A 1,015-nucleotide genomic window follows, 5' to 3' on the forward strand; every position below is an offset into this window, starting at 1 on the left:
TTCGCGGGCGAAGCCGGCCCAGCCTCCGGAAGCGCCCCGCGCGCTCCTCACGGCCCCGGTGCTGGAGCGGCCGCGCGGCGGCGCGTACCCGAAGGCGCCCGCGCTCGTCTGGAAGGCGGTGCCGGGCGCGAAGCTGTACCGGGTGGAGCTGGCGACGACGGCGGACTTCACGGGCGACGTGAGGCTCCAGGAGTCAGCGAACCCCATGGTGGACGCGGCGGCGCCGGGCGCGGGCAAATGGTTCTGGCGGGTGGTGGCGGTGGACGCCGACGGCTTCGTAGGCTACCCGTCGAAGATCTTCAGCTTCGACGTCGCCGGGTGAGATGACGCTGCCTGCTCGCGGTCCCAGGTCCTCGCTGCTGTCGTCCCCCGCCCTGCCGCGGGGGCTGGGTGTGGGCGTGGGCCTGCTGCTCGCGGTGGGCACGGCGTTGACGGGCGGCGCGCCGGGCCCGGGCGAGCGGGCCCTGTATGACGTCGCGGTGAGCCGGCTGTTGCCGCCCCTTCCCCCCACCGCCGACCTGGTGCTGGTGGAGGTGGATGACCGGGCGCTCGCGGCGCTGGGGGAGCGCTGGCCGCTGTCGCGCGCCACCTGGGCGAAGGCCTTCCAGGCGCTGGCGGCGTACCGTCCCAACGCGGTGGTGGTGGACGTCCTCTTCGACGCGCCGGAGTCCCGCGACGCGCTGGACCTGGGCGAGGACGTGCTGGAGCGCCTGCGCACGTCGGGGCTCACCCGGACGCCCGCGGGCGCCTCGCTGGCCAGCGACCTGGAGGCGCGGCTGTACGCGCGGGATGGCGACGCGCGGCTCACGGAGGCCTTCTCCGGGCTGGGCACCGTCATCCTGGGCAGCATGGCGCTGACGGAGGACGCGGGGGGCCTGCCCGCGCGGGGAGACCCGCTGACGCCGGTGTCCCTGGACGCGGACCGGCTGCGCCTGGGCGCGAGGGGCCTGTCCACGAACCTGGCCCCGCTGCGGCTGGCGGCCTGGGGCAGCGGGACGCTGAACGTGCTGCTGGA

1 protein-coding gene and 1 pseudogene are annotated in these 1,015 nt (G+C 76.1%); both read left to right on the forward strand.

Annotated elements, in window-relative coordinates; translation table 11 throughout:
- A pseudogene (locus tag ACLEQD_RS44130) lies at positions 1 to 322 on the forward strand (hypothetical protein); the annotation flags it as partial.
- A gap of 1 nt (position 323) precedes the next feature.
- A partial coding sequence (locus tag ACLEQD_RS44135) for a CHASE2 domain-containing protein (protein WP_410391893.1) occupies positions 324 to 1,015 on the forward strand: 692 nt, incomplete at its 3' end.

The sequence above is a fragment of the Corallococcus sp. 4LFB genome, assembly GCF_046520365.1.
Lineage (GTDB): Bacteria > Myxococcota > Myxococcia > Myxococcales > Myxococcaceae > Corallococcus > Corallococcus caeni.